Raw genomic sequence first — 26,108 nt, forward strand, 5'->3', positions numbered from 1 at the left:
CACCGCGACCGCCCGGGTGTTGCCGATGTTCACCACACCCACACGCCGCCGAAGGCCGGAGGCGCGGGAGGCCGGGGCGGCGCGGGAGGGCCGGGGCGGCGCGGGAGGGCCGGGCGTCTCCGTGCCTAGAGAAGCAGCCCCGAAGGGGAGACGCCGAAGGCGCGCGCCCGGATGCCGAGGCCCGTGTCGCCGTCGCTCCGGCCGCCGTCGGCCCAGGTGATGAGCGCGGTCTCCGGTCCGTTGCCGAAGGCGGTGGCGGCGCAGGTGTGGAACCGGTGTCCGAAGGTCGCCGAGCTGACCGGCACCTTCTCGCCGAGCGAACCGTCGGTCTCGGAACAGACCGTGGCCATCACGGTGGGCACGGTCGCGACGGTGTCCGCGCTCTTCTCGATCCACGCCATGACGAAGCGGCGGTTCGGCAGGGCGGACAAAGCAGGGCACGCCCGGGTGAAGCCCCGCGGGGTGCCCGCCGTGAAGTCGACGCCCCTCTCCGTGCCGTCGGGTTCGAAGACACTCGCCACGACCGTGGTCTGCGGTTCGCCCGGATCGCTGTCGGCGATGCTCTCGATGTGCGCGGCGACGAACCGTCCGCTGTCGAGGAGGGTGAGGGCGTTGACTCCGGTGAAGCCGCCGACGTTCGGATGGATCTCCCCGGTCGCAGGCGCCCCCTCGAAGTCGAAGAACCGCAGGTTGAGTCGGCCGCCGCCCATGGCGGAGGGATCCGTCGACCAGGCGACGACCCAGTTGCCGTTGGCGAGGGCCGCAGCGGCCGGCGTGCGGTGGAAGCCCTCGGAGGTGCTGACCGTGAGTTCCGGGGTCGCCGGGCTTCCCTCCGGCGTGAACCGCCGCGCCCGGATGCGCCGGTCGGCCCGTGGGCCCGCCCAGGTGACCAGCGCTCCGCCGTCGATCATGAACGTGAGCGACGGCCGGACCGCCGGATCCGCCTCCTGCGTGACGAGCACGGGCGGGCCGACGGTGCTGCCCTCGGTGAGCCGTTGGAGCTTCACGCAGGGGCCGGGGGCGGGCGTGCCGAACGGGGTCTCCAGCCATACGGCGAACTGGCCTGTGAAACCGGCGGACAGGACGGACGGCCACAGCGGACGCACGGGGCCGTCCGGTGGCTGGGTGCTGACCTGGAACTCGTCACCGAGCGGGGTGCCCTGAAGCCCCAGGAACCGGCCCTTGACGGTGAAGTCGCTCCCGTCCGACCACAGGGTCAGGAACTGGGAGCCGAGCAGGGCGTCGACGGTGGGCTGGGACTGGTCGCCGGCCTTCGGGGTGTTGACGAGGACATCGGCCATGGTTGCTCTCCGCATCGCGAGAGGAGAGGGGTGGGGAAGAGTGCTGCGGCCGGCCGCGCCCTGTGAAAAGCGTGGCACGGCCCGGGAGCGGGTGCATCCGGGGCCCGAGGGTGCGCGGTCGGCTGAGGACGCGGTCGGCGGTGGTCATGCGGACGCCCTCGTCTCCTCCGCCGACGAACCGGCGCCCCCTTGACCTTCACATTGATCCATACCAAAATCCTCCCCACCTGTTCGAGCGCAGCGCCCGTGTCCCCCACGCCGGGCTCTTCCCCCCGTCCGCCAGGCGGAACAGGACCCCCGTGAGACGTCGCCTCCTCGCCCCCTCTGCTTGTCCGCCTCCCCCCTCACCGCCTGTGGCGTGATACCGGGCGTGGGAGGCAGTGAGCGGCACACCGTCACCGTGTGGCTGACGAAGGACAGCGCCTCGCAGGGCTTCCTGGACCGGTTCACGAGGACTTCGAACGCGACCACCCGAACCCGGACCTCGACATCCGCATCCAGGAACGGACGGGGATCGGGGAGAAGGTGCAGACCACCCTGGAGGGCGACGGCGAGGACGGACCGGACGTCATCGAGGTCGGCAACACCCAGGTCCGCAGTACGTGGAGGGCGACCGGCTGCTCGATCTGACGCTGGAGTCAGTGACCAGGTGGGACAAGGACGAGTGGCTGCCCGGCCTGGCCGATCCGGGGCAGCGCTGCTTCCACCAGTAGGGCATTCCCCGGTACGCGGCGAACCGGGTCGTGATCTACCGCAAGGACCTCTTCGGGCAGGCGGGAGGCACCGCCCACGGGCGAGCACGGGGGCGCGGCCATGGCGGCGGGCGCCGCCCAGGGCAGGGCCACCCCCGGTACGCCCGAGTGGGTTGCCGTCGAGGCGGACAACCTCATCAAGGCGTACATGACCAGGGTGCGCGGCGGAGCCGATCCGGCGACGGAGGCCCGCCGCGCCTCCGGGCGCATCACACAGGCACTGACCCTCTCGCGCGGCTGAGGGCTCCGGTCAGCCGGCGCGCTCGATGCTCCACAGCGGCAGGTGCTCGAAGAAGGTGACGGCCTCCGCACGCCACCGTGACCGCCAGCCGGCGGCCACCGCGCGGGCCTGCTCCGCGTGGCGCCGCATGTCGGCCTGCATGCGGGCCGTCACCCCGCGGTCCTCGGCGATGGTCCGCACGGCGGCGACGGTCTCCGGTGTGCAGGACGGCTCGCCGAGTGCGGCTTCGACCACGGCCCGCTCGGCACCGCTCACGGCGGACAGCAGAGCGGTGACGGTGTAGCTGCGCCTTCCGTCGCGCAGGTCGGTGCCGGTCGGCTTGCCCATGGTGTCGGCGTCGCCGAACAGGTCCAGGTAGTCGTCGCGCATCTGCCCGCAGATCCCCAGCAGGCGTGCGTAGGCGCGCAGTTCGTCCTCGAAGGGCGCCGCCTGCTCGCCCGCGGCGAGGAGTCCCAGCTGAAGGGGTGCGAGGATCGAGTAGCGGGCGGACTTGCGGTCGGCGACGCTGTGCAGGACCTCCTCGCCGACGGTGGCGGTGAAGTCCCGCTCCAGGTCGATGATCTGACCCACGAACGTGTCGGCGGCCGCCCGCGTCTGCACCTCCACCATGGCCTGCCGCAGCGCGACCGGCACCTTCGCGTCCAGCAGCACCCGCAGGGACAGAGCGAGTGCGAGGTCGCCCGCGAGCACGGTGAGGCCGAGGGCCGCCCGCGGGTGGTCGGCGAACCGCTCGCGGTAGGCGTAGTAGGTGGAGGGGCCGCCGCGGCGGGTGGGGCTGTCGTCGATGAGATCGTCGTGCACCAGACCGTGGGTCTGGAGCAGTTCGATGCTCAGCGCCGCGGCGTCCAGTCCCTCGACCGGCTCGGCGGTCACCAGGCCGGCCGCCTCGTGCAGCAGCACGACCCGTATCCGCTTCCCGCCCCGCAGGGACAGCTCCCGCAGCAGCCGGAGGCATTCCGGGGTGAAACGGCTGAACGACGGCGCGTCCAGCCCTGTGCCCAAGGTGTCGAAGTACTCCTCGAAGAGGGTGTTGAACCGGCGCTCGTGCCCGGCGAGGCGCTCGAGGACGCGCTCGGTCATGAAGGGCCCTCCTGCTCGGTGGGGGTGCGAGGGGGTGGGGTGACCGTGCGCCATTCGTCCTCGAGGATGCCGAACACCTCGGAGTCCCGCCAGCCGTCACGGAGCAGCGCGGTGTGGCGGAGACGTCCTTCCCGTGTCATGCCGAGCTTGCGGAGCACCCGTGCCGATCCGATGTTGCGCGGGTCGCAGGTGGCGTGAACGCGGTGGAGTCCGAGGCCGTCGAACCCTCGCGCCAGCAGTGCCCCGCCGATCGCCGTACCGACGCCCTGCCCCCAGACCCCGGGGTGCACGGCATAGGTGATCTCGCCCTGCCGTCGCTCCCGGCTGCGGAGGTGGAGTTCACCCATGCCCACCACGTCCCCGTCGACGCGGGCGGCGTAGGCGAACCGCTGCTGGGGCGAGCGCCCCCAGGCCTCGACCGCGGAGGCCACGAACGCGCGGGTCTCCTCCTCGGTGTTCGGGCCCCAGGTCTGGAACCGGCAGACCTGGTCGAGGGAAGCCCAGGAGTGGACGGCTCGCCAGTCCGCGAGTTGGATTCTGCTCAGGGTCACCGGTTGTCGCGCCATGAGTCGATCTTGCCAGTTCGCGTGGTGCGACCCGCCGGCCGGCCTCGGGCAGGCGCGGGGTTCGGTGCCGTGTGCGCCGAGGTCACGGCAGACGCCGTGGTCACAGCAGACGGCGGATGTCTCCGCGCACCCGGTAGAAGCCGCCGGCCGCCGGGTGCAGCGCGTCCACGACATAGCGCGCCCCGGGCTCCCGTATCGCGCGGGGGAACTGGACCTTCCAGGACGTGTCGTAGCCCTCGGACACGACCTGCACCCGCAACCGGCCGCCGTCCCGGACGCACTCGACCACGATGGCTCCGGCGGGGGCGCGGGTCACCGTGGCCACCGCGTCCACGGCCGTCGCCGGCGCGTGGGCGGGCAGGGCCGCGGCGAGTTTGATGTCCCGCGCCACCGGCACCGTGCCCTGCTGGGCGGCGGAGACGGCCGCCTCGCTCGCGTCCACGCACACGAGCGAGCCGTCCGTGGTCACCAGGTACAGCCGCTCGTCGTGGTACTGCATCGACAGCGCCGAGCCACCGCCCGTGCCGAGCTTCCACAGCCGTGTGCCGTCCCGGTCGAAGCAGTAGACGGAGGACGCGGCGTCGCCGGCGAAGACGAACCGGCCCCCGGGCGAGGTCGCGCACGAGTACACCGCGCTGTCGCAGCCGTAGGTGGCCTCGATGGCCCCGGTCGCCTTCGACAGCCGCTGGACCACGCGGTGCGCGGTGCCCGCGTAGACGGCGTCGTCCTCCTGCCAGCCGAACAGGACGCCGCCCCGGGTGGACGTGTGCCACAGTTCGGCGCCGCCGTCGGGCGCGTAGGCGGTGACGCCGCGGTGGTGGCCGTGGTAGACGGCCCGGTCGTCGGCGCGGACCATCCAGGCGTGCTCGCCCTGGCTGCGGCGTGCCCACTGGTGTTCGTCCTCGTGGTCGATGACGGTGAGCCGGCCGTCGCGGTCGGAGACGTCCAGGACGCCCTCGTGGATGTCCAGCCAGAAGATGTCGACGTCGGCGGAGATGTCGTACGCGGCGAACGGCAGCTTGGAGGAGAGGTCGTAGACCTTGCCGTCGTCGCAGCCGGCGTAGATCCAGAAGTCGTCGGCCACCAGGCACTTCACACCGTCCGGCAGGCTGAACCGGGCGAGGACGCCGCCGTCGTGGTCCAGGGTGTAGACGTCACCCTGCTGGTTGCCCACCCAGCAGTGCTCGTCGTCGACGTGGATGCCGAACGCCGACGAGCCCGTGCCGAACCGCCACAGCACGGGTGCCACGGCGCGCGCGGTGGACGGGGCGGAGGTCACCTGACGCCGGGTCACCGGGCGCGGGGCTCGCCCGCCCGGAACGGCCGGGGCGTAGCCCTTGCGGACCTTCTCGCCCACCTTCCTCGCCGCGGCGGCCTGCGCCTTCTGCGCTGTGGCGAACGTCGCCGTCGTGGTCTGTCCGGCGGCGCCGATCCGCCCGTACCGCACCGTCACCACCAGTCCGTCGACGACCACTTCGTAGAACTTGTGCGCCCCGCCGCCTTCCTGCGACAGCTCCAGATACGTCGTCGACACCGCGGACCCCGCAGCCATGGCAGACCCCTCCCCAGGACGGACCCGCGGCCTTTCGGCGGGTCCTACTGATCACACCGTAGGAGGAGCCACTGACAATCGCCGCGGGACGATCACCGGGAGACGATCACCCGGGAGGCGGGCGGCCGGTCGGGCGATGCCGCGTCGGCGAACAGGACCTGCGCGGCGACCCACCGTCCGGGGCCGGCGAGGGCGGATGCCGTCCCCTGGACACACCCCGGCCCGCCCCCGCGCGTGCGTCGGTCCAGCGCACGGCCTCGGCGGGGTCGGGCACCACGCGTGTCAGCCGGACCCCCCCCCACGGGATCACCAGCGCGCCGATCACCTCGGGCACCAGAGGTACGCCGGTCCGGACGCTCCCCTCGAACGATCATCCAGGCGGGCCGTCGCACGCGGGCACGCAGCAACCGCACTCCGCCGCCGCGGGGCACGGTGGCGGCGGCCTCGCGCTGGAGCGCCGTGCCCATCGCGTCGCCGGCGGCTCCCAGGGCGGAGCGAGCACGGCGAGCACGGCGAGCACGGCGAGCACGGCGAGCACGGCGAGCACGGCGAGCACGATCATGACTTCGCCAAGCCTGCGTTTCGCCGCCCGCTCAGCTCGGCGGCCCCGCTGTCGGCACGAGCGGCTCGCGTCGTCGATGATGTCGGTGACGGCCGGATGCGCGCATCGCCCCGGCCCGGAGCCGGCACCGGAGGCAGTCCTGTGATGAACCACCAGACCGTGCGCGATGTCATGAGCAACGCGGTCGTCCGGGTGCAGGCCGGCACTCCGTTCAAGGAGATCGCCCATCTGCTGCTGGAGTACGACATCACGGCGGTGCCCGTCGTGGACGCCGAGGACCGCCCGGTGGGCGTGGTGTCGGAGGCGGATCTCCTGCACAAGATCTGGGGCCGGCAGGGGGGCGGCCCGGCCTCGGGTGACGCGCCGCGGCCCGCCAAGACCTGGGCCACCGACGCGGCCGGGCTGATGACGTCGCCCGCCGTCTGCGCGCACACGGACTGGAGCGTCGTGGACGCCGCCCGTGTCATGGCCCAGCACGGCATCAAGCGGCTCCTCGTCGTGGACGAGGAGCAGCGGCTGATCGGGGTGGTGAGCAGGAGCGATCTGCTGCGCGTCTTCGTGCGCACGGACCAGGCGATCCGTACGGAGATCGTCGAGGAGGTCCTCGTGAAGTCGCTCGGCGAGGCTCCCTCGGCCGTACAGGTGGAGGTCACGCACGGCCAGGTCGTCCTCAGCGGCCGGTTGTCCCACGGGGTGTCCGTCGCCGCTCTGGAGGAGCAGTGCCGCAACGTCGACGGTGTGGTGGCCGTGGAGTTCCGGGCGGTGCGGGAGACCGAGGCGGACGGCCCCGTGCGTCCGGGCCTGTGAGGGACGGCCCGCACGACCGGGCCTCTGAGGAACAGGCCCGGTACGACCGGGCCCCTGAGGAGCGGCCCGCAGGGGCCGGCGGCCTCTCCGTCGGCGGGAGCGTCCTCTCCGTCGGCGGGACTCAGTACCGCTGGGCCTTGGCGACCTCCGGGGTCAGCTGCGGCTCCGGGGGCTTGCGGCTGATGGCGAGCGGGTGGGCCCGCTCGCCGGGTCCGAGGTCCTCGGCGCCGACGAAACGGGTCTCCACGACCTTGCCGTCGGCGTCGCGGAAGTCGACCTGGACCGCGTACGAGGCGGTGCCCTCCGTACGGTTGGTGATGTTCACGACCACGGCGAGCAGCCCGCTCGTCTCGGACCGCGGCTTGCCGGTGAGCGAGACGTCCGCGGTCGCATTGCCCCGCCCGTCGACGTCCTCGAGCTGCTCCTGGGCCGCCGCGTTGGCGCGCGCGACCTCCGCCGACACCGACGCCTCGAACTCCGAGGCCCGGGCGGAAACCGAGGAGGCCGCGGCCGAGGCCACCGCGCGGGCGGACTCCTCGAGGGACTCGGCCGGCGACGCGAGGCCGGACGGCGGTGTGCCCGAGAACGACGACGTGTCCGGGGGCGCGGGGGTGGAGGCGGAGGACCCGCCGTCGTCACCGTCCGAGCCGCACGAGACGACCAGCGTCGCGCCCGCGACGACCAGGGCCAGGGAGGCGAGCGTCGTGACGGTCGCCGGGCTCCGGGGCCGGGTCCCTCGTGGTGCCCTCTTCGCCTCCGACACGTCCGCGCTCATTCCGCAAGGCCCCTTCGCCGACCACCTGTGCACCCTTTGTCCGGATACATCCGTCCGGACACATCGTGCACGGCCTGCGGCGGGAGGGCCACCGCGGGTCGCCGGGCTCAGATCCCGGCGACCTTGGAGCTCGCCGACAGCTCGTAGACCAGGGTGACCGTGCGGCGGCCACCGGGCGGAAGGGGGACCTCCCAGCGGACGATGCCGTCGGCGTCGACGGCGTCGGGCAGCGGGGAGCAGGCCTCCTTGCGCAGGCGCACCTCCACCGCCGAGACCTCGGAGACCGGGATCCGCTCCCGCACCACGACCACGCGTTCGCCGTGCTCCCCGGGCGCGGAGAACCGGGACAGGTGCAGGGTGACCGTGCGGGTGACGACGGTCCGCTGGGTCATCGCGGTGGTGTCGCGGGACTCCTCGGCCTGTCGGATCACCCGGTAGTCGTCGCGGCTGCCGAAGGCGAGCTCGACGCGGGCGCCGGGAGGGGTGAAGTCCAGCGTGCCGCGGCCGGTGAACCCGCTGCCGCGGACGAGGTCGACGGGCCCGGCGAGCAGCGCGTGGCCGGACCGGTTGTCGAACCGCACCACCTGGGTGACCAACGGGGACAGCTCGGGCGCGCACATGTGCTCGCTGCCGGCGGCCGTGGCGAAGGCGGTGAGCGGCACCCGGTGGGCGCGGCCGTCCGCGGGCACGGAGACCGGTGCGGGCGCGTTCAGCACCCTGGCCTCGCCGCCGTCGTCCACTCCTGGCAGGCCGACCACCGGGGCGGCCGGGCCGAGGTCCCCGATCTCCTCCTCGCGCACCTGGACGTCGACCGTGCGGCGTTCGGCGGCGGACCGGTCCGTGAGGGTGAGCCGGTCCTCTGCCAGCCGCGGTGGCCGGGTGGCCAGCGCCGACCGGGCCGTCGACAGCGTCAGCCGTACGTCCGACCAGTCCTCACCGGTGCGCTGCCAGACCATGGCGTCGGTCTCCAACGTCAGGCGGTCCCCGTCGAGCACGGCCCGGTAGGCGGGCCGCCACAGCGCGCAGGGGGTGAGGTGGCTCAGGCGCAGGCCGACCGGCCCGGCGGCCTCGGCCTCCACGGTCAGTTCGATGTGGCCGACCAGCTCGGCGGGCTCCTGTTCGGACAGGTTCATGACCCGCTCGGCTTCCGCGAGCTCTGCGGTGAGGGCGGTCAGACGGGACTCGACGGCGCGCAGGTGCTCGCCGGCCGTGTCGCGCTCGGCGTCCACCCGGTCCAGTTCGCGGCTCCAGCGCGGTCCTTCGGTCTCGCCGGAGCCGGCGCCCTCGCCGATCTCCCGCAGCAGGTCGGCGGCGAGGCGGCCGAGCAGGTCGAGGCGGGCGCGCAGCCGGTCGCGCCGCTGCTCCAGGGTGAACCGCTCCTCCTCGAGGGCGTGCACCCGCCGGCGCAGGGCGGAGTCGTCGGCGGCGGGGGGCCGGGGGCCGGGCGGCGTCCAGCTGCGGACGATCCGCACGTCGAGCACGGTCGCGGGGTGATCCGCGGTCAGCTCGGCGTGCAGGGTGCGGTCGACGGCCAGGGCACTGACCGGCCCGAGGCGCAGCCGCTGGACGCCGGCCTCCAGGTCGAGCACGGTGGAGCGCTCGACGTGGGCGCGGTCCTCCAGGCAGGTGACGGCGGTGACGGGGAGGGCGATCGGCTGGGAGGCCGTGGACATGGTGTGTCAGCTCCTGCGGTTGCCGCCGACCAGGGTCTTGCCGGCCGGGATGCGGATCTCGTAGCCGCCGTCGAGGGCGATGGTGCCGCCGGCGGGCAGGTCCACCCGCCAGACGCGGGTGCCCGGGGCGTGGTGGTCGGGGCCCGCGCCGGTCTCGGGGGCCGTCCAGTCGGCCCGTTCCTCGATCCGGACGTCCGGTTCGGAGGAGACCGGTACCCGCTCGCGGACCTCGACGGCGACGGGCCTCGTGAGCCGGTTGGCCAGCTCCACATGGACCCGGTGGTCGAGCACGGTGATGTTGTTGCGCAGTCCCGCGGTCGACTCGTGCAGGTTGGTTCGGCGGGTGACCCGGACGCCCTCGGCCGGGCCGAGTCCCACCCGGCTCACCCCGCCGGGGGCGAGCGTGGGCAGCGCGGCGGTCAGCAGGAAGTCGTCGTCGACGGTGACCTCCACCGGGCCGGCCAGCAACGCCTGGTCGGTGGCGTTGGAGAGCACCAGCGTCGCGTACACGGTCTGCTCCACGGACGGCACGCAGAGGTACTCGGTGCGCAGACCGACGGGGATCTCGCCGACGGTGACGGTGTGCCAGGTGCCGTCCGACGGGATGTCGGCGCGGGCGGCGGCGTCGTAGCGGTGGTCGAAGGAGCCGGCCGACTCACGGGGCCGCACGGCGTGTCCGGGCAGGGGCAGCGCGCCCACCGCTTCGGCGCGCCGACGGTACTCGGACGCCGCCGGGTCGAAGGGGGCGTCGGGGAACAGCCGGCCTCTGCGGCTGCCCTGTTCGTCGGGGGCGGCCAGGACCAGGGCGGCGTAGTCGAGTTCGGTGCCGCTCGGCTGGGGCGGGCCGGGCGTGACCTCGGCCGACCGGGCCTTGCGTGCCATGGCGCGGGCCGCCGGCGGCGCGGCTCCGGCAGGAGCCGACGGGGCCATGCCCGCGGGGGCCGCCGGCGCCATGGCGGCGGGGGCCGGGACGGGCCCGCCGGTGCGCGGCATGCCGCCCGGCCGTGCCCGCGCCGCGGCCGGCTGCGCGGACTCGGGCGACCCGCCGCCGAAGGCTCCCGGGGAGGCGGCGACGGCGCCGCCGGCCACCGGAAACGCGGGGGGCGGCCCGCCGTAGCCCTGCGGTGCCGGCGGGGGTGGCGGTGGCACGGGCCCTCCCGCAGAGGCCCTCGGCACGGCGGCCGGGGTGCCGGCGGCGGGGCGCGGCCCCGCGGCGTCGTACCCGGTGAACAGGTCGGCGAGGCCCGCCGGCAGCTCGCGCCATCCGGACGGGGCGGGTTCGGCCTGACGGCGTCCGATGCGCAGGGAGCGCAGCTTCGGCAGGTCGGTGCGGCGCCGCAGGTCGGCGGTGGCCAGGGCGAGGCGCACGCCGGTCCAGTCCTCGCCGGTGCGCTGGGCGACCGACGCGCGCAGCAGCAGACGGCCGTCGCCGTCGCCCTGACGGTGGGCGAGCCGGTAGGCGGGCACCCAGACGGCGCCCGGCACCCCGTATTCGATCTCCACGTCCACCTCGCCGGTGCCGTCGAGGGTCAGGACGGCGCAGACCGTGGTCGCCACGTGCGCCGACGGTGTGTCGGTGGAGGCCCGCGCGAGCCGGTCCTCGGCGACGGCGAGATCGTGCTCGACGCCGCGCAGCGTCTCCTCCAGCTCGACGAGACGGGCGTGCAGTCCCGCCAGCCGCTCGTCGACGAAGTCGGCGAGGCCCAGCCACGCGTCGACCGGGGTGCGGCGGTGCGGATCGTCGCGCTCGCGGGGCGGCGGCACGGGGTGCAGGGCCGTGACCTCCCGGATCAGGCTCAGCTGCCGGTCGCGGCGTCCCCGCGCAGCCTCGCTCGCGTCACGGAGCCGCTCCACCTCGCGCAGCAGCTCGTCGGGGGTGCCGGTCTCGAACGGCTCGGCGTCGACCTCCACCCGGGCCTCGGTGACGCGCACTCCGTCGGCGTGGAGGGCCCGGGCGCGCAGTGAGCCCGGGTCCAGCGAGCGCGGCAGGCCCGTGACCCGCACCCGGCCGTCCGGCGGCACGCTGCCGCGCGCCAGGCGGCGGCACACCGCGCCCTGCGCGTACACGACGACCGCGTCGAGGGTCGACTCCCAGCTCCGAGCTGTCTCTGGACTCATGTGCTCCGCCCCCCGCCGTGTCCGTGCAGGGTGAAGCCTACGACGGGGCCGTCCCCCGGCGCCGTGGGGTTTCGGTGTCCGTGACGTGCCCGGGATGTGAACCCGGCTGCCGGAAGCGGCATTCGGCCGTTCGCTTGAACCCGGCGCACCGCGCACACGTACGGACGACCGGGAGGTACGGTCGCGCACCGTTCACGGCCGGCGTCCTCCGTTTCCGCATCGACGCATTCGAGGAGTTCACCGATGACCGCTTCGCGCCTCGGCGACCGGCTGACAGCACGCCAGCCTCTCGTCCTGGGCCTGTTCCGCATGGTTCTGGGTCTGTTGTTCACCACGGAGGGCGCCGCGACGGTCTTCGGCGTGCTGGGGCGCAAGGCCAGTCCGGCGGGTGACTGGCCGTTCTGGTACGCCGGGGTGATCGAGCTGGTGTGCGGAGTGCTCGTGCTCCTGGGGGTCGCCACCCGCGGTGCCGCCTTCCTCAGCTCGGGCATCATGGCGTTCGCCTACTTCACCGAACACCAGCAGGACGGTCTCTTCCCCCTGCAGAACGGCGGCCTCGCCCCGGCGCTCTTCTGCTGGGGCTTCCTGCTGCTGGTGTTCTCCGGCCCGGGCGCCCTGTCCCTGGCGGGCTTGTTCGGCCGGGAGAGCCGTCCGCGCCCCGCCGCTCGCGCCACGCCCGACGCGTCCGTCTGACCACCGGCTCCGTGGGGGGGCCCGTGCGAGCCGACCGGAGCGGGGTCAGCGCCGTTGACCCCAGGCCATCGCCATGCCCGGTCCGAGCTCGGCGAGGCGCGGCCCGGCCAGGTACGCCACGGCCTCGTCGATGACGTCGGCGTCGACGAGGCCGGTCGCCCCGAGCTCGGGCCGCATCCGGTCCCAGGTCTGCGACCAGAACCGGGCGAGCGGGCCACCCGCCACCAGGGGCGGACAGGAAAGCTCCGCGCCGATGTTCTCCAGGCCTTCCTCCCTCAGGAAGTGCGGGTACGCCGGGACGGACGAGATGTCGGTGCCGATCGTCGTCCGCAGCGCCCGCCACATGGCGTCCATGGTCCGCCGGTAGGCGGAGGAGGTGTCGAGGGCGTCGGGCAGCTCCACGGCGTCGCCGAGCACCAGCCGGCCGCCGGGGTTCAGCCATCCGGCGAGCCGCGAGATCAGCCGGCGTCGTTCGGGCAGGTGCATGAGGACGAACCGGGCGTGGATCAGGTCGAAGCCGCCCGGTCGCAGGCTCTCGTCCCTGAGATCGGCGGCGATCACCCGCAGCCGGGGGCCCGCGAGGGCCGCCAGTGCGCCGGTGTCCCGGTCCAGGGCGACCACCTCGTCGACGCCCGCCTCCTCCAGCAGCCAGCGCGCCACCGTGCCGGTGCCGGCGCCGACCTCCAGACAGCGCAGGCCCGGGCCCGCCCCCAGCGCCCGGAGGCGGCGTGTGGTGAGGGGGTCGTAGACCAGCGCGCCGGCGTCGATACGGGCGGCCTCGCGCGGGTCCTCGGGCGCGAACAGGTCCTTCCCGTACCGGCCGCCGCCGGCCTGTTCCCCGCCCGTCGAGGGCGAATCCTTCATGACTGTCCCTCCAGCAGGGTTTGTGGGCGCGGTGCTGCTCCGGTGCCGTCCCGGAGATCCGTACCACGCCCGTCCGCCCGGCGAACGCTTGCGATCGTGGTGCCGCTTCACCGCGCGGCACGCCCTCCCCGTGACGGTTGCTGCCTTCGGCGCATGCGCGGGCGGCGGCGTGAGGGGCCGGGGGGCGGGTGGTACGCGGGTGTGCGCGTTCCTCGGCCGGCGGGGTGTGTTCCGGGCGGCGAAGGCGGTCCGTACGGGGGTGCGCGTCCCGCGAGGGGGGCCTCCCCCGGCCGGCCCCTCGGCCCGTTCTGAGCCGGCCGCCGCGCCCTCACTCCGACGGCCCCCTCCTCGTCGCCGCGTCGGCCGCGGGCCGGGATCGGACGCGGTGTCGTCGCCCCGTTCGGGCACGCCGCCCGCCCGTCCGAGGGTCCGGTTCGCCCCGACGGCACCGGACCGTAGGCTGGAGAACCCGGCTGCCGGAGGCAGCCGCCCCCGTACCGGCTCGACGCCGTTCCGCGGGGTCCGCGGCACCCGCCCTCGCCCGCGACGGGCTCCGCCCCCGGAGCGGCCGCGTTCCCTGGAGGTCCGGACCATGACCAGCCTCACCACCGCCGCGTCCGTGCGGACCACGCCGGAAGGACTCCTCTGGGAGCCGAGTCCGCGCTGGGTCCGCGGCCGCAAGGGCGATGTCACCGTCGTCGACAGCCGGCACCCCGTCCTGGTGTGGGAGCCGGGCGTGCCCGTGCCGCTGTACGCCTTCCCGCGCCACGAGGTGCGCGCGGACCTGCTCCGCCCGGCGGCGAACCCGCCGACGGGCAGGCACACCGGGTCCCAGGTCTTCTACGACCTCGAGGTGGGCGGCGAGCTGCTGGAGAACGCGGCCTGGACGTTCCCCTCCGAGGATCTGGCCGGCCATGTCGCGTTCGAGTGGTTCCGGCGGACCGGCCAGGGGCTCGACCACTGGTACGAGGAAGAGGAGGAGATCTTCGTCCACCCCCGCGACCCCCACAAACGCGTCGACGCCCTGCCCGGCAGCCGGCACGTCCAGGTGGAGATCGACGGCACGGTCGTCGCCGACACCCGTCGCCCTGTCCTTCTCTTCGAGACCGGCCTGCCCACCCGCTACTACCTCCCCCCTGCGGACGTCCGACTCGACCTCTTCGCCCCCACCGACCACCGCACCGGCTGCCCCTACAAGGGCACCGCCCGGTACTGGTCCTGGCGCGGCGAGGCGCACGTCCCGCCGAACCTCGTGTGGAGCTACCCCGACCCGCTGCCCGCGGTGGCCGCCATCCGTGACCTGGTCGCCTTCTACAACGAGGCGGTCGACCTCACCGTGGACGGCGAACGCCTCGAGCGTCCGGTCACCTACTTCACCAGGACGCTGTCCTCCTGACCGGCGGCGTTCCCCTGCGCGTTCCCCGCGGCCGGCCCGCCCCTGGGGCACGGGCCGGTACCGTCCTCCCCCTGATCCCGGCCCGCGCGAACGCCGTGCACGGCGGGCGCCCGCGCGACGCCGTCCTGGAGGCCGGCGTCCGCCGAAGGATTTCGCCCCCGGGAAGGCACGCGGATTGCGGATTATCGTCTAGATTGTCCGGAACGGGGTCTCCCCGGAGAACCGGTCGTGGCCCCGGCCCGTGGCGTCTAGTCGCCGGGAGAGAGCGTGAACCGGAGCAGCACGACCAGGCCTGGTGCCCAGCTCGGGGCGGTGGACGACGCGCTGCTGGACGTGGTGCGCGACAGCGGCGCCTCCCGAGGCATGCTCTACGTGCTGCCGCCCCCCGGTGACGCCCTGTGGCTGGTGGCGACGACGGGCGCACCGCGTGCGATGGCCGCCCCGTGGACGCGGGCGGGGCTGTCCGAATCCGTTCCGGTGTCCGACGCCGTGCGGGAGGGCCGCCTGGTGTGGGTGGGCGGCTTGGAGGACATGGCGCGCCGCTATCCCCGCGTCTCCCTCGTGCTGCCCTACGCCTTCTCGCTGGCCGCCGCGCCCCTCCTGGACGGCGGCACGGTCACGGGTGGCCTCGTACTGCTGTGGCCGGCCGTGCACCCGTCGCGGCTGCGTGAGGGCGAGCGCCGGGCGATCGACGCCGGCTCCCGCCGACTGGGCCGGCTGCTGCGCCGGGCGGAGCACAGCGGCGGACTGCGCCCGACGGAGGAGCCCCGGATCCTGCCGCACCCCTCGTCCGGCGCCCGCGGGCTCCCGGGCGAGGCGAAGGAGCTCGCCGCGTTCCTCGCACGGCTGCCCGGAGGGTGCTGCGCGCTGGACGTCAGCGGCCGCTTCACCTTCGTCACCCCCGAAGCGGCCCGCCTGCTCGGTGCGGACGCCGCCGGCCTGCTCGGCGCCCTGCCGTGGGAGGCGTTGCCGTGGATGGACCTTCCGGAGGTCGAGGACCGCTATCGGGCGTCCCTGGTCAGTGAGCAGCCCACCGCGTTCACGGCGGTGCGCCCGCCAGGCAGCCGGCTGTGCTTCGAGCTCTACCCGGATCCTTCCGGCATCAGCGTCCGGATCACCCCCGGCGGCCCCGCCGACCGGTTCGCACCGGGCCCGTCGCCGGCTCCCCCCGAGGGCGCCGCGGCGGGCGAGCCCGCCGCCGCGAGCCCCGGGCGGGCCGGCACCCTGTACCACCTGATGCACCTGGCCGCCACGCTCACCGAGGCCGTCGGAGTGCAGGACGTGGCCCGTCAGGCCGCCGACCAGCTGATGCCGGCACTCGGCGCCACCGCCATGGCCCTGATGTCCGCACAGGACGGCCGACTGCGGGTCCTGCGCCATGACGGCTACAGCGCGGCGCTGATGGCCCCGTTCGACGGCCTGCCGCTCACCGCGGACATGCCCGCAGCGCGGGTGACGGCCAGTTGCGACCCGGAGTTCTTCACCACCTTCGACGACCTGCGGTCGGCCTACCCCGACGCGGTCCACCTGGACGACAAGGTCTCCTGGGCGTTCCTGCCGTTGATCGCCTCGGGCCGCGCCACGGGGGCGCTCGTCCTCGCCTACGACCGGCCCCGGCGTTTCCCGCCGACCGAGCGCGCCGCGCTGACGGCGCTGGCCGGACTGGTCGGCCAGGCCCTGGAGCGGGCCCGCCTGTACGACACCCAGTACACCGTGGCGCGTCAGCTCCAGGCCGCGCTCCTGCCCGGGCACCTGCCCGAGATCGAGGGCCTGACGGTCGCCGCCCGCTACCGGCCGGCCGGCCTCGGGGTGGAGGTGGGCGGTGACTTCTACGACCTCATCCGCCTGGACCACGCGACGGTGGCCGCCGCCATCGGCGACGTCCAGGGCCACGACATCGATGCGGCGGCCCTGATGGGGCAGGTGCGCACCGCCGTGCACGGTCAGGCGACCGTCGGAGCACCCCCGGGCGACGTACTGCAGGGGACCAACCGTCTGCTCGTCGACCTGGATGCGGGCCGTTTCGCCAGTTGCCTCTACGCGCACCTGGACCTCGGCCGCCGGACCGCCTGTCTGGCCAGCGCCGGCCACCCGCCGGCCCTGCTGCGGCACGCCGGGGGCCGCACGGACGTGCTGCGCGCCCCGCCCGGCCTGCTCCTCGGCATCGACCGACAGGCGGACTACTCGGCCATCGAGTTCCCCCTGCCACCGGGCTGTGTCCTCGTCCTGTACACCGACGGGCTCATCGAGCAGCCGGGTGTCGACCTCGACGACGCGATCGACGCGCTCGCCGCGCTGGTGTCGCGCACCGATCCCGGTGATCTGGACGCCATGGCCGACGCCCTGATCCGCCATGCGCCCGAGCCGGAGGACGACATCGCCCTGCTCGTCATCCGCCCCGGCCCGCGGCGCGAGGCCTAAGGGAAATCCCGTAGTGAGGGGAAGCCCCCGGAGGGGAAGCCTGGAGGGACCGTCCCGGAGGGAGAGCGGCCGGGACGGAGAGCGGAGGCGGCCGGGACGGAGAGCGACCGGAAGAGAGGTGGCCGGAAGAGAGGGGTGGCCGGATCTGGAATGCCATGCTCCGTTTCTTCGTTGCGGCTGGGAGAGACTCTCGTCGTCAGGCCGTGGAGAACCCGTGAACCGTGCCCGACACGCCCGCCCCGCCGTCGCCGCCACCGCCGTCGCGGCGGCCGTCGCCGCGCTCGTGGGCTGTGCCGCACCGAACGGGGAGGCCCCCGCCGAAAAAACGGCATCCGCCGTGGCCGCCCCGGCGCCCGCCCCGCCCGCCTCCGAACCGTCCGCACCCGCTCCGCCCTCCGCCCCCACTCCCGCACCCCGGCCGAGGGCCGCCGACCTCGACATACCGGGGATCCGGGTGACGGACCTGCGCATCGTCCCCTACGAGGGGACCACCGACGACCGGGCCGGCACGCGGATCCAGGACCGCGGCGTGGCCGCCAGCCCGTACGGGGAGCGGGGCGGCGTGGGTCCGGGGGACGTCGGCAACTATCTGGTGACGGCACACCGGCTCTCCGCCGGCGGGCCGCTGCGCGACCTGCCCGCCCTCGAGGTGGGTGACACGGTCCTCGTGACGGCGGGCGACACCGCCTACGAGTACCGCATCGTCGAGACCCGGACGACGTCCTTCCGCTCCGCCCGCTCGCTCGCCGAGCAACGGGCCGCCGTTCCCGGCTCACCGGGCGAGAAGCCCACCCGGGCGATGATCACGCTGTCCACCTGCGCCACGCCGGAGGACAACGCGGCGGGCAACTTCTGGCGGGACGCCCAGGGCAATCCCGAGCACCGCATCGACAAGATCGGCGTCCTGACCGCGGCCCGGCCGGCGGGCGCTCACTGACCTCCGCCGCGCGACTGCCGCGGTGGGCTCATGGCCCAGCGGATCGTCCGGGTCAGGGCCTGGCCGGTCGGGCGTACGGCGAGGTCCTCGACGACCGGCACCCGGGGCAGCCACAGCATGCCGCGGGCCCAGGGCGGGAGCAGGGCGACAGCGTTCACGGCCAGTCCGCCGTAGAAGGGCCGTACCGCGAGGGGCAGGGGAGGCTGGAGCAGCAGGAACCGGGCGGCGGCCCGGGCCTCGGGGGTGGCGCGCAGTTCGGGCCGGTAGGCGGTCAGGCGCCGGGACAGCTCGCGGCGGTCGCGCGGGGGGTCGCTCACCCCGAGCGCCTCGGCGACGCGGGCGGTGTCGGCGACGTAGGCGTCGTAGCCCGCGGCATCCAGCGGGCGCGCTCCGTAGCGTGCGTGGGCGCGCAGGAAGCTGTCCGTCTCGGCGGCGTGCACCCAGCCGAGCAGGTGCGGATCGGACGCGTGGTACGGCACGCCCTCGGCCGTCGTCCCGCGAATGCGTTCGTGGATGCCCCGGACGTGGTCGACCGCCCGCTGGGCGTCCTCGGCCGTGCCGAAGGTCGTCACGGCCAGAAAGGTACTGGTGCGCTGGAGCCGGCCCCACGGGTCGCCCCGGTAGCCGGAGTGCCCGGCCACCGCCGCCATGGCGAGCGGGTGCAGGGACTGCAGGAGCAGCGCACTCAGCCCGCCGATGAACATCGAGGCGTCCCCGTGGACGGCGCGGATCGGGCGGTCGGGTCCGAACCACCGTGGTCCGGGTGTGTGGTGGATGCGGGCCCGCGTCGCCGGTCCGTCGGGTCCGGCGACACGACGGAACAGGGCCTGGCCCAGCTGTTCACGGACTACGGTCAGCACGGTCGGCCTCCCCTCTCCTGCTGCCCAGTGTCCGACATGTCCGCCTGGCGCGGGGAGGGCCGCTCAGGGTGAGGTGACCCCGAGGACACCGAGCACGGCCCGGGTGGCCGGGCTGGGGTTGAAGCGGCTCCACGCCAGGTACTCGAGTCGGCGCGGTCCGTCGACCACGGGAACCAGCGCCAAGTCCGGATCCTCGCCGGCCACCGGGCGGATGAACGCCGACGGCATCAGCGCGACGCCCAGCCCCCGCGCGATCAGCCGGGTCATCAGCTCGACGACCCCGGCCTCGTACGCGACGTCCCGGACCAGCCCGGCCGCGGTGAACGCCTGGTCGGACTGGGCCCGGGCGGGTGTGCCGGCCATGAAGTCCACGAAGGTCTCGTCTGCGATCTCCTCCAGCGTGACCCGGGTCGCGCCCGCGAGCCGGTGCCCGGCCGGCACCACCAGCACATGCCGGTCGTGGTCGAGGACGACGCTCTCCACCCCGGACGGCCGTTCGCCCTCCGGCAGGCCGAGGAAGGCGATGTCCAGATCGCCCTCGCGGATCGCCGCCACCAGCTCGTCGCTGCGACCGGAGCGCAGGACGACCCGGACCTCCGGATAGCGGGCGCGGTACCGCATCAGCAGATCGGGGACGTCGACGGCGGCCGCGGTCACGATCACGCCGACGGCGAGCCGGCCGCGGACCACGCCGGCCGCCGCGGCGGCGTCGGCGACCGCGCGGTCGGCGGCGGCCAGACAGTCGCGGGCGCCGGCGACGAACGCCGCCCCGGCACTGGTCAGTTCGACGCGGCGGCTGGAGCGGGCGAAGAGCCGGACCCCGAGTTCGCGCTCCAGGCCGGCGATCCGGTGGCTGAGCGAGGACTGCACGACCGAGCAGTGCTCGGCGGCACGGGTGAAGTTGCGCGTGTCGGCCAGGGCGACGGCGTAGCGCATCTGTTGCAGGTCCACGTGATCATCGTCTCCGTTCATGGCTGGCATGGCAACCATGCTTTGGAGTCATGGCCCGGCTCGGCGGAGACTGCCCGGCATGCAGACCTTGACCGAGCGGCCCCCGGCCGTGCCGCGGACCGCGGCCGCGCACCGGGTGGCGACCGTCGCCTTGACCGCGCTCGCCCCGGCCACCTGGGGCACCACGTACGCCGTGACCACGGAACTCCTCCCGTCCGGGCATCCGCTGTTCGCCGGGTTGATGCGCGCCCTGCCCGCCGGCCTGGTCGGGCTGGCTTTCGCCCGCGTGCTGCCGCGCGGGGACTGGTGGTGGAAGGCCGCCGTCCTCGGTGTGCTCAACATCGGCGTGCTGTTCCCCCTGCTGTTCCTGGCAGCCGAACGGCTGCCCGGCGGGGTCGCCGCCACCCTCGGCGCGACCCAGCCGCTGCTGGTCGCCGGGCTGGCCATCGCGGTACTGCGCGACCGGCCGACGGCCTGGCGGTGGATCTGGGGCGCGCTCGGCGTGCTCGGTGTCGGACTCGTCGTGCTCGGACCGGAGGCCCGGCTGGACACCGTGGGGGTGCTCGCGGGTCTCGGCGGTACGGCCACGATGGCCGGCGGGGTCGTCCTCACCAAGCGCTGGGGCCGCCCGGCGGGGGTGGGGCCCCTGACCATGGCGGGCTGGCAACTGACGGCCGGCGGCCTGCTGTTGCTCCCGCTCACCCTGGCGCTCGAAGGAGTACCGCAGCGGATCGACGCGGCGGCGGCCGGCGGTTATCTGTGGCTGGGCAGCATGGGCGGGCTGATCGCGTACACACTGTGGTTCCGCGGGATCGGGCGGCTCCCGGTCGGCGCGTCCGCCCCGCTGGTGCTGCTGTCCCCGCTGGTCGCGACCCTCGTCGGCACCGGACTCGGCGAGTCGCTGAGCACGACGCAGACCGCCGGTTTCGTCCTGGCCCTGGCCGCGTTGCTCGCCACGCAGTTCCCCTCCCCCGAGCTGCGCGGCCTTCTCTCCCGCGGCCGGACCGCGGGAGACCCGCCGCCGTGCGAGGAGCACGGCCGATGACGACGGGTTCTTCGAGGACGGGTGCGATGACGACGCATGCGCGGGAGGCCGGTGCGATGACGACGCATGCGCGGGAGGCCGGTGGGACGACGACGGGTTCGATGGAGGCCGGTGCGGTGTCTGCGGGTTCACGGGAGACGGGTGGGACGACGACGGGCTCACGGGCGGCCGGTGCGATGACACCGGGTTCGAAGGAGGTCGGTGCGGTGGAGGGCCGTGCGAAGGCGTCCCGCAGGACGATCGCCGTGCTCGGCGCCACCGGCATGGTGGGCCGCCGAGTGGTCGCCGAGGCCGGGGCGCGCGGGCACCGGATGCTCGCGCTGTCCCGGAGGCCCGCGGTCGACGGCCCGGGCGTGACACCGATCGCCGTCGACGCCCACGATCCGCGCGCCCTGCACGCGGCGCTCGCCGGCTCCGCCGCCCACGGGCCCGCCCCGGACGCCGTCGTGGTGACCGTCCGGACGTTCCCTGCCGATCAGGAGTTCCTCGTCGGTGCCACCCGTGCGGTGCTGGACTTCGCCGCCCGGCACGGGACGCGTGTCCTCGTGGTCGGCGGGGCGGGTGCCCTGCGCAGCCCCGGCGCCCCGGACCTGCTGGTCGCCGACGATCCCGGGTACGTGCCCGCCGAGTACCGCGCGGTCGCCGTCGCGGGGGTCGCCCAGTTGCGGGCCTGTCAGGCGCACGCGGGGGCGGACTGGGTGTACCTGAGCCCGCCGGCCCTGCTCGAACCCGGCCGGCGCACCGGCCGCTACCGGCGCGGCACCGACACCCTGCTCACCACCGCCGACGGCCGGTCGTGGATCAGCGCCGAGGACCTGGCCGTCGCCGTGGTCGACGAACTCGACGACCCCGGCGTCCGGCGTCACATCACGGTGGTGCACCGGGACACGTGAACTGCCAGCGGCGGCGCACGGGACGGCGACGGGGAGATCCCGGGGCACCAGCCGCCGTCCCGGCCCGAAGTCCTGCGACCGGGCGCGCGGATCGGGCAGTCCCGTGATCCGGTCCGGGCAGGTCGGTCACGGGCCGGGCCCGGGGTCCGGGTGTACGGCGGTGGACAGACCGGCGCGTGCCGCTTCCAGCTGGGCGGCGAAGGCGATGCCGAGGAACAGGGCGACACCCGTCAGGTTGGCCCACAGCAGGAGCGCCACGAACGCCGTGAGAGGCCCGTACACGGCACCGAAGGAACCGCTCTCGGCGACGTACAGCGTCAGCAGCCAGGTGGCGCCGACCCACAGCACCAGATGGACGGCCGAACCGAACGCCAGCCACGTGTACCCGGGCTGGTCGCGCCGCGGCGACCAGCGGAAGACGACGGCGGAGGCGACCCAGGCGAGGACCGTGCCCAGCGGGATCCGAAGGACTCCCCACCAGGTCGGGGCCCCGGACCAGCCGAAGGCCTCGGCCGTGGACTCCCCCACCGCCTCGCCCGCCACCAGGACGAGGAAGCCCAGCACCATCGGCACGCCCGCGGCGAAGGCGAGCAGCAGGGCGCGGCCGTACTTCCGCGGGAAGGGCCGGTCGCGTTCGATGCCGTAGATCCGGTTGGCGCCCCGTTCCACCTGCCCCATGGCCGAGGCCAGGTTGAGGGCCGAGAAGGCGAGACCGAGCCACAGCGCGACGGTGCCCCAGACGTCGGAGTCGGCGCTGCGGCGGGTTCCGGTCAGCGCCTCCTCGACGACGTCCGAGCTGGCGCCCGGCACGATCCGGCCCAGGGTCAGCTCGATGATCCGCCCGACGCTCTCCGTGTGCGCGGCCGTGGCCACGCCGACCAGGGCGATCGTGAACGGCACCATGCCCAGCACGAACTGGAAGCCGAGGGCGCGTGCGTGGGTGAAGCCGTCCGCGTACCGGAACCGCGAGAACGCGTCGGTCAGCAGCCGTACACCTCCGTAGCGGCGCAACGCGGTGAAGGCCTCGTCACCGGAGAGTTCCTCCCCGATCATGTCCCGCGTCTGCGGCACGTGTACGACCGTCCCCATGGTCTGCGTCTCTCCTCGCACCTCGGTCCGGCGGCGGGCCCGCCGGGGCACCTGCCGGTCGCGGGTCCCGGGATACCGTCTCCCCGGCCGCATGCGATTCAGACGTACGGCGCGCCCGCCCCGGCCGGGGACCTCCGGTCAGTCCGTGCCGACGACGACCACTTCGTCCCGGTCGCCCCAGCGGCGGCGCTCGCTCTTGGGCGGGTTGACGCGCAGCCCGTGGGCGGGGCCGTTCGACGCGTCGTCGTGGCTGCGGTAGCCGATGGCGCATTCACCGCGCTGACGCGCTGCGGCCACGACCGTGGCGAAGGGTGTCTCACGGCCCGGCAGGACGTAGTCGGTGGCCGGCCTCAGGTGGACGCCGTTGCCCTCGGCGGAGAACAGTTCCTCGAACACCGCCGCCAGGTGCCGGTTCTGCGAGATCTGCGCCATCAGCAGACCGATGAGCTTGCCGCTGATGATCACGTCGGCGCCCGGGCTGATCGGGGCCAGCGCCCGGTTGCGGTCGTCGACCAGTTCGGTGACCACCGGCAGTTCGCGTCCGGTGGCCTCCTCCATCTGCTGCAGCAGCAGGAGGGTGACGAGGGTGCGGTCGTCGGGGGCGTCCGACGGTTCGCCCGGGGCGGGGTCCCGGCCGAGCACGATCACACTGTCGTACGAGGCGATGTCCAGGCGGCGCAGGGTCTCGGGGCGCGTCACGTCACCCTGGTGGGGCGTCAGGGTCAGCCCGGTGCCGGCGCCGCCGTCGTCCACCTGGCGGAGCGTGGCCTCTTTCGCCTCGGCCATCACGTCGACGGTCGAGCCGGGCCGGGCGCAGCGGCGCAGCCGGTCGACGATGAGGGACGCCCGGCGGTTCCAGCCGAGCAGGAGCACCCGTTCCGGTCGCGCGGACGCCGGCCGTGCGGACGTCGTCAGCTCCTCCTCGACCAGGTGGGAGCAGTCCTCCGGGTGGACGGTGTCGTCGTCGTGGCGGATGACGACGAGCAGGTCGTCCGGACCGATCGGGGTGTGCGGGGGCGGGCTGAGCAGGGGAACGTCTTCGCGCATCAGTCCGACGACGCTGGACGTCGGGTAGGACAGCAGCGCGTCGCCGAACGGGCGTCCGGTGAGGGACGGTTCGCTGATGAGGTAGAACTCGTCCCCGGCGAAGTCGAGGAGTTCGCGGTGCACGAGGGAGAGTCCGGGGCGGCGGGCGGCCTGGACGATCAGTGCGGCGGTGATGGTGTCGCTCTCCAGGACGATGCCGCCCGGTCCGGCGGCGAGGGAGGCCGCGAGCCGGTACCGGTCGTCCCGTACGGCGGCGACGACGGGCGGGCCCGTCACGCCGTCGGGCAGCGCGGCCCGGAAGGCGAGCAGCGTCTTGACCACCTGGGCGTCGGCGCCGGGTTCGTCCTGGGGGAGGACCAGCACGACACCGGCCTCGGCCGGGTTGGTCAGGGAGAGCACCGCGGGATCGGTGGTGGGGCCGCTGCGGCAGATCAACCGGGTGCGGCCGAGGGGCCCCACCTTCGTGGCCAGTGCCTCCTCCATCGCCGTCTTGTCCCGGTCGGCCAGCACCGCCACCGCCGCGTTCCGCTGGTTGGCGTTGGCGGCCACCAGTTCACCCACGACCGTGAAGACCTGCTCGGACCAGCCCAGCACCACGGCGTGGCCCTGTTCGAGGACGGTGGAGCGGCCCCGGCGCAGGGCGGTGAGTCGCTCCGTCAGAGCGGTCGTGATGAGCCCGACGAGCGTGGAGACGTACAGCAGGGCGACGAGGGCGAGCAGGACCGACAGCACCACCCGCAGCGGGGTTCCCGTGGCGCCGCCCAGGCGCAGCGTCTCGCCGGTGAGGTGCCACACCGCCGCCAGTCTGTCCGCGGGCGACGCCGGCGCGTCCGGGTCGGTCCACACCAGGACCGCGCTGGCCGGGACGACGACGACCAGGCACAGCAGGGCCAGCCAGCCCACGAGGGCGGAGACGCCGCGTGCCAGCGTGCTGTCGAACCAGTAGCGAGCCCTGTCTCCGAGCGCAGTCCGCCGCGGCGCCACCCTTCTCCCCTCTGCCGCCGTGCCTGTCGGCGGTGTCCCGCCGTGCGCTGCGGCACGCACGGCGGGACACCCCCGCAGGGCACGGGCCCGGACGTGTACCTGGCAGTGTGCTGGCCGGGGAGCGGCGAGGGACGGGGATCGCCGCCGGTTCACACCTTCGAGGCGTTCCGGGCAGCGCTCAGCGCGGTCGCGGCTCGGCCTCGTCGCCGTGCCGCCGGGAGCGCAGCCCGGCCAGGTCGGCTGCCGCCTCGACCGGCTCCAGGTGCGGGCCGAGCCATTCGCACAGCAGGACGGTGGCGTCGTCCTGGAGGTGGCCGTCGTGGTACTCGAGGACCGTGTGGATGAGGCGGCGCAGCGTCTCGGGGACGGGCAGGCCGTCCGCGTGGCGGCGGATGAGGAAGTCGACGAAGCGGTCCAGTCCGAACTCGGGGCCGCCGGGGCGGCGGGCCTCGGTGATGCCGTCGGTGTACAGCACGATGCGGTCACCGGGCTGGAGGTGCTCGCGGCACACATGGCTCGGCAGCCCCAGGTCGGTACCCATGGGGTGGGCGGGCGGGCAGGCGAGGTGGGTGGTCCAGCGGTTGTCGCGGATGACGATCGGCGGGTGGTGGCCGCGGTTCACCCAGTGCAGCACGCCGGTCCGGGTGTCGAGGGTGGCGAGGATGCCGGTGACGTAGCGCCGGCGGCCGTACTGCTCGAGGAGGGCGGCTTCGACGGCCTCCCCCTTGCCGACGAGGTCGGAGCCCTGCCGGCGGGCGTTGCGGCACGCTCCGAGGGCCAGCGCCGCGGAGAGGCCGGCGGCGGTGTCGTGGCCCATCGCGTCGAAGATCGTCAGATGGACCAGGGGTCCGTCGACGGCGTACTCGAACACGTCGCCGCTGATCTGGTAGGCGGGTTCCAGTGAGGCGGAGATCGCCACCCGCCCGTCCGCGTAGGTGCGGGGCGGCAGGAGGTTCCATTGCATCTCCGCGGCGATGCTCATCGGTTGCGAGCGCACCAGCTTGGCCAGTGCGTCGCTGGTCCCCCGCTTGCTGACGAGGATCAGGGCCACGAGCGCGGCGAGCGCCTCCATGTCCTGCCGGCCGCGGACGTCGTTGCGGTCGGAGGTCACCCGCAGCAGCCCGATCCGTTCCGTGCCGTCCAGGAGCGGCACCCACCACTCGAAGACACCGGCACCCGCCGAGGCGGCGGGCAGCACGTCGCCGTACTGGAAGGCCCGCCCGGCGACCGTTCCCTCCACCGGCAGCTCCCGCTCGTGCCCGTCCGCGGCGACCCCTTCCCCCACGAGCAGACACAGGGTGCCGCGTTGCAGGTCCGCCAGGTAGATCAGCACCTCGCTGAAGCCCGCCGTGAGCGCGCACGCGTGGACCTTCGCCGGCAGCAGCTCTACGGGCATGAGGTGACTGGCGTCCAGCAGACCTGTGAGCATCGCCCGCCCGCCCTCGTCGCAGCCCTCCATCGGCGCACCTCCGTCACGGCCGCCGCAGCGCCCCGCGCGACG

Annotated in this window: 21 protein-coding genes and 1 pseudogene; 9 read left to right on the forward strand and 13 right to left on the reverse strand. The window is 74.4% G+C overall.

Going from position 1 to position 26,108, the window contains the following annotated elements:
* Nucleotides 1–125 precede the first annotated feature (125 nt).
* The gene (locus tag ACZ4YY_RS13505) at nucleotides 126–1,301 is read right to left on the reverse strand and encodes a hypothetical protein (RefSeq protein WP_468288158.1); all 1,176 of its coding nucleotides are present in this window, start codon (nucleotides 1,299–1,301) and stop codon (nucleotides 126–128) included.
* Nucleotides 1,302–1,600: 299 nt separating this feature from the next.
* Here ACZ4YY_RS13505 and ACZ4YY_RS13510 point away from each other — a divergent pair.
* Nucleotides 1,601–2,104, forward strand: a pseudogene (locus ACZ4YY_RS13510) (extracellular solute-binding protein); the annotation flags it as partial.
* A gap of 10 nt (nucleotides 2,105–2,114) precedes the next feature.
* Nucleotides 2,115–2,294, forward strand: a complete 180-nt coding sequence (locus ACZ4YY_RS13515; RefSeq protein ID WP_468288593.1) for a hypothetical protein — start codon at nucleotides 2,115–2,117, stop codon at nucleotides 2,292–2,294.
* 9 nt (nucleotides 2,295–2,303) lie between these two features.
* On the opposite strand, the gene ACZ4YY_RS13520 is transcribed toward ACZ4YY_RS13515, so the two are convergent.
* From ACZ4YY_RS13520 to ACZ4YY_RS13530, 3 genes are all read right to left on the reverse strand, one after another.
* Nucleotides 2,304–3,374, reverse strand: coding sequence for a polyprenyl synthetase family protein (locus tag ACZ4YY_RS13520; protein WP_468288161.1), 1,071 nt, complete (start codon nucleotides 3,372–3,374; stop codon nucleotides 2,304–2,306).
* Nucleotides 3,371–3,940 carry a GNAT family N-acetyltransferase gene (locus ACZ4YY_RS13525; RefSeq protein ID WP_468288163.1) on the reverse strand — a complete coding sequence of 190 codons (570 nt, stop codon included), beginning with the start codon at nucleotides 3,938–3,940 and terminating at the stop codon, nucleotides 3,371–3,373. The genes ACZ4YY_RS13520 and ACZ4YY_RS13525 overlap by 4 nt, the downstream gene beginning before the upstream one ends.
* Before the next feature lie 100 nt (nucleotides 3,941–4,040).
* A complete protein-coding gene (locus ACZ4YY_RS13530) occupies nucleotides 4,041–5,492 on the reverse strand; it encodes a WGR domain-containing protein (RefSeq protein ID WP_468288165.1) in 1,452 nt (483 codons plus the stop codon).
* Nucleotides 5,493–6,198: 706 nt separating this feature from the next.
* Here ACZ4YY_RS13530 and ACZ4YY_RS13535 point away from each other — a divergent pair.
* The gene (locus ACZ4YY_RS13535) at nucleotides 6,199–6,861 is read left to right on the forward strand and encodes a CBS domain-containing protein (protein ID WP_468288168.1); all 663 of its coding nucleotides are present in this window, start codon (nucleotides 6,199–6,201) and stop codon (nucleotides 6,859–6,861) included.
* A gap of 121 nt (nucleotides 6,862–6,982) precedes the next feature.
* Here ACZ4YY_RS13535 and ACZ4YY_RS13540 read toward each other — a convergent pair whose 3' ends face one another.
* The 3 genes from ACZ4YY_RS13540 to ACZ4YY_RS13550 all read right to left on the reverse strand — a co-directional run bounded on the left by ACZ4YY_RS13540 (nucleotide 6,983) and on the right by ACZ4YY_RS13550 (nucleotide 11,427).
* Nucleotides 6,983–7,636, reverse strand: a complete 654-nt coding sequence (locus ACZ4YY_RS13540) for a hypothetical protein (RefSeq protein ID WP_468288171.1) — start codon at nucleotides 7,634–7,636, stop codon at nucleotides 6,983–6,985.
* A gap of 107 nt (nucleotides 7,637–7,743) precedes the next feature.
* Complete coding sequence (locus ACZ4YY_RS13545; RefSeq protein ID WP_468288174.1) at nucleotides 7,744–9,309, reverse strand: mucoidy inhibitor MuiA family protein; 1,566 nt, start codon at nucleotides 9,307–9,309, stop codon at nucleotides 7,744–7,746.
* Between the two features lie 6 nt (nucleotides 9,310–9,315).
* On the reverse strand, nucleotides 9,316–11,427 hold the full coding sequence (locus tag ACZ4YY_RS13550) for a DUF4139 domain-containing protein (RefSeq protein ID WP_468288177.1): 2,112 nt from the start codon (nucleotides 11,425–11,427) through the stop codon (nucleotides 9,316–9,318).
* Nucleotides 11,428–11,670: 243 nt separating this feature from the next.
* Between ACZ4YY_RS13550 and ACZ4YY_RS13555 the strand changes: the two genes are divergently transcribed.
* The gene (locus ACZ4YY_RS13555) at nucleotides 11,671–12,120 is read left to right on the forward strand and encodes a DoxX family protein (protein WP_468288180.1); all 450 of its coding nucleotides are present in this window, start codon (nucleotides 11,671–11,673) and stop codon (nucleotides 12,118–12,120) included.
* A 45-nt stretch (nucleotides 12,121–12,165) separates the two neighbouring features.
* Here the strand turns inward: ACZ4YY_RS13555 and ACZ4YY_RS13560 are convergent, their stop codons facing one another.
* Nucleotides 12,166–12,984, reverse strand: a complete 819-nt coding sequence (locus ACZ4YY_RS13560) for a class I SAM-dependent methyltransferase (RefSeq protein ID WP_468288183.1) — start codon at nucleotides 12,982–12,984, stop codon at nucleotides 12,166–12,168.
* A gap of 592 nt (nucleotides 12,985–13,576) precedes the next feature.
* Here ACZ4YY_RS13560 and ACZ4YY_RS13565 point away from each other — a divergent pair.
* The 3 genes from ACZ4YY_RS13565 to ACZ4YY_RS13575 all read left to right on the forward strand — a co-directional run bounded on the left by ACZ4YY_RS13565 (nucleotide 13,577) and on the right by ACZ4YY_RS13575 (nucleotide 17,738).
* The gene (locus ACZ4YY_RS13565) at nucleotides 13,577–14,380 is read left to right on the forward strand and encodes a DUF427 domain-containing protein (RefSeq protein WP_468288186.1); all 804 of its coding nucleotides are present in this window, start codon (nucleotides 13,577–13,579) and stop codon (nucleotides 14,378–14,380) included.
* Between the two features lie 363 nt (nucleotides 14,381–14,743).
* Entirely contained in the window at nucleotides 14,744–16,801 is a 2,058-nt protein-coding gene (locus tag ACZ4YY_RS13570) for a SpoIIE family protein phosphatase (RefSeq protein WP_468288563.1), read from the forward strand.
* Between the two features lie 214 nt (nucleotides 16,802–17,015).
* Nucleotides 17,016–17,738: a class E sortase gene (locus ACZ4YY_RS13575; protein ID WP_468288189.1), complete on the forward strand. Its 723-nt coding sequence runs from the start codon at nucleotides 17,016–17,018 to the stop codon at nucleotides 17,736–17,738.
* Here the strand turns inward: ACZ4YY_RS13575 and ACZ4YY_RS13580 are convergent.
* Both ACZ4YY_RS13580 and ACZ4YY_RS13585 read right to left on the reverse strand, forming a co-directional pair.
* Nucleotides 17,732–18,598 (reverse strand): oxygenase MpaB family protein, encoded by an 867-nt coding sequence (locus ACZ4YY_RS13580; RefSeq protein ID WP_468288192.1) that lies wholly within the window; start codon nucleotides 18,596–18,598, stop codon nucleotides 17,732–17,734. The two genes, ACZ4YY_RS13575 and ACZ4YY_RS13580, sit on opposite strands and share 7 nt — an antisense overlap.
* A gap of 63 nt (nucleotides 18,599–18,661) precedes the next feature.
* On the reverse strand, nucleotides 18,662–19,549 hold the full coding sequence (locus ACZ4YY_RS13585) for a LysR family transcriptional regulator (protein ID WP_468288566.1): 888 nt from the start codon (nucleotides 19,547–19,549) through the stop codon (nucleotides 18,662–18,664).
* Between the two features lie 79 nt (nucleotides 19,550–19,628).
* On the opposite strand from ACZ4YY_RS13585, the gene ACZ4YY_RS13590 reads away from it, so the two are divergent.
* Both ACZ4YY_RS13590 and ACZ4YY_RS13595 read left to right on the forward strand, forming a co-directional pair.
* Entirely contained in the window at nucleotides 19,629–20,594 is a 966-nt protein-coding gene (locus ACZ4YY_RS13590; protein WP_468288195.1) for an EamA family transporter, read from the forward strand.
* Between the two features lie 206 nt (nucleotides 20,595–20,800).
* Complete coding sequence (locus tag ACZ4YY_RS13595; RefSeq protein ID WP_468288198.1) at nucleotides 20,801–21,487, forward strand: NAD(P)-dependent oxidoreductase; 687 nt, start codon at nucleotides 20,801–20,803, stop codon at nucleotides 21,485–21,487.
* Nucleotides 21,488–21,613: 126 nt separating this feature from the next.
* Here the strand turns inward: ACZ4YY_RS13595 and ACZ4YY_RS13600 are convergent, their stop codons facing one another.
* The 3 genes from ACZ4YY_RS13600 to ACZ4YY_RS13610 form a co-directional block, all read right to left on the reverse strand.
* A complete protein-coding gene (locus ACZ4YY_RS13600) occupies nucleotides 21,614–22,576 on the reverse strand; it encodes a YihY/virulence factor BrkB family protein (RefSeq protein WP_468288200.1) in 963 nt (320 codons plus the stop codon).
* 138 nt (nucleotides 22,577–22,714) lie between these two features.
* A complete protein-coding gene (locus ACZ4YY_RS13605; protein ID WP_468288203.1) occupies nucleotides 22,715–24,607 on the reverse strand; it encodes a CASTOR/POLLUX-related putative ion channel in 1,893 nt (630 codons plus the stop codon).
* A 178-nt stretch (nucleotides 24,608–24,785) separates the two neighbouring features.
* Nucleotides 24,786–26,066: a PP2C family protein-serine/threonine phosphatase gene (locus ACZ4YY_RS13610; RefSeq protein WP_468288206.1), complete on the reverse strand. Its 1,281-nt coding sequence runs from the start codon at nucleotides 26,064–26,066 to the stop codon at nucleotides 24,786–24,788.
* Nucleotides 26,067–26,108: the final 42 nt, after the last annotated feature.

The sequence above is a fragment of the Streptomyces sp. NPDC030143 genome (assembly GCF_055573695.1).

What these genes read in the sequence shown, in the direction of transcription:
- ACZ4YY_RS13560 (WP_468288183.1), bottom strand. Translation starts at nt 12,984, where the DNA reads ATGAAGGATTCGCCCTCGACGGGCGGGGAACAGGCCGGCGGCGGCCGG.
- ACZ4YY_RS13600 (WP_468288200.1), bottom strand. Translation starts at nt 22,576, where the DNA reads ATGGGGACGGTCGTACACGTGCCGCAGACGCGGGACATGATCGGGGAG.
- ACZ4YY_RS13570 (WP_468288563.1), top strand. Translation starts at nt 14,744, where the DNA reads ATGCTCTACGTGCTGCCGCCCCCCGGTGACGCCCTGTGGCTGGTGGCG.
- ACZ4YY_RS13590 (WP_468288195.1), top strand. Translation starts at nt 19,629, where the DNA reads ATGCAGACCTTGACCGAGCGGCCCCCGGCCGTGCCGCGGACCGCGGCC.
- ACZ4YY_RS13545 (WP_468288174.1), bottom strand. Translation starts at nt 9,309, where the DNA reads ATGTCCACGGCCTCCCAGCCGATCGCCCTCCCCGTCACCGCCGTCACC.
- ACZ4YY_RS13555 (WP_468288180.1), top strand. Translation starts at nt 11,671, where the DNA reads ATGACCGCTTCGCGCCTCGGCGACCGGCTGACAGCACGCCAGCCTCTC.
- ACZ4YY_RS13530 (WP_468288165.1), bottom strand. Translation starts at nt 5,492, where the DNA reads ATGGCTGCGGGGTCCGCGGTGTCGACGACGTATCTGGAGCTGTCGCAG.
- ACZ4YY_RS13540 (WP_468288171.1), bottom strand. Translation starts at nt 7,636, where the DNA reads ATGAGCGCGGACGTGTCGGAGGCGAAGAGGGCACCACGAGGGACCCGG.
- ACZ4YY_RS13520 (WP_468288161.1), bottom strand. Translation starts at nt 3,374, where the DNA reads ATGACCGAGCGCGTCCTCGAGCGCCTCGCCGGGCACGAGCGCCGGTTC.
- ACZ4YY_RS13610 (WP_468288206.1), bottom strand. Translation starts at nt 26,066, where the DNA reads ATGGAGGGCTGCGACGAGGGCGGGCGGGCGATGCTCACAGGTCTGCTG.
- ACZ4YY_RS13550 (WP_468288177.1), bottom strand. Translation starts at nt 11,427, where the DNA reads ATGAGTCCAGAGACAGCTCGGAGCTGGGAGTCGACCCTCGACGCGGTC.
- ACZ4YY_RS13535 (WP_468288168.1), top strand. Translation starts at nt 6,199, where the DNA reads ATGAACCACCAGACCGTGCGCGATGTCATGAGCAACGCGGTCGTCCGG.
- ACZ4YY_RS13525 (WP_468288163.1), bottom strand. Translation starts at nt 3,940, where the DNA reads ATGGCGCGACAACCGGTGACCCTGAGCAGAATCCAACTCGCGGACTGG.
- ACZ4YY_RS13505 (WP_468288158.1), bottom strand. Translation starts at nt 1,301, where the DNA reads ATGGCCGATGTCCTCGTCAACACCCCGAAGGCCGGCGACCAGTCCCAG.
- ACZ4YY_RS13565 (WP_468288186.1), top strand. Translation starts at nt 13,577, where the DNA reads ATGACCAGCCTCACCACCGCCGCGTCCGTGCGGACCACGCCGGAAGGA.
- ACZ4YY_RS13515 (WP_468288593.1), top strand. Translation starts at nt 2,115, where the DNA reads ATGGCGGCGGGCGCCGCCCAGGGCAGGGCCACCCCCGGTACGCCCGAG.